The organism is Paenochrobactrum glaciei (genome assembly GCF_039522165.1).
Taxonomy (GTDB): domain Bacteria; phylum Pseudomonadota; class Alphaproteobacteria; order Rhizobiales; family Rhizobiaceae; genus Paenochrobactrum; species Paenochrobactrum glaciei.
Map to the genome: position 1 here is coordinate 1 of NZ_BAAADE010000054.1, position 537 is coordinate 537.

General features: G+C 43.6%; 1 protein-coding gene. It reads left to right on the plus strand.

What is annotated here, in order from left to right:
* Positions 1–403 precede the first annotated feature (403 nt).
* The coding region (locus tag ABDZ76_RS17650; RefSeq protein WP_343808708.1) for a helix-turn-helix domain-containing protein at positions 404–537 on the plus strand (134 nt) is incomplete at its 3' end.

Sequence of the window (537 nt, forward strand, 5' to 3'; positions counted from 1 at the left end):
AGCTTCCTGCTCTTTAATCATCCCGATTATCTGTTCGTCTGAAAACCGTGAGCGTTTCATTGTCCATCTCCTACCAAGGATTGAACTCTACCAAAATCTGGAGGAGTTTGCGGGGCTCACGTCAATAGCTTCTATAAGCCAATCAGGCGGCATTCAGCACTGCAATATAAATCGTCAATCTCATATGAGATGACAACGCGAAATCTGGAGCCGGAAACTCTCCACTAATTCAGGGCAAGTCTATGTCAGAATTAAGTGAGGTAGAAATACAGTTATATATTTTTTTAGGCATTTTGTTCCATAAGATAGATTACCCAGCCTTGAATTATAACAGGGGTGGATTCAAGATTGAAGTGCGACTTATAAAGGATAACAATGGGTTATCTCATGTAAGGAGCGCGCCATGGAATGCACCTACTCGCATATTGATTTGGATGAACGGCGTAAAATAGCACGCTGGCGCACTGCAAAGCTCTCCGTTGACGCTATTGCCGAGAAGCTTGGAAGGCACCGTTCGACCATTTTTCGTGAACTCAA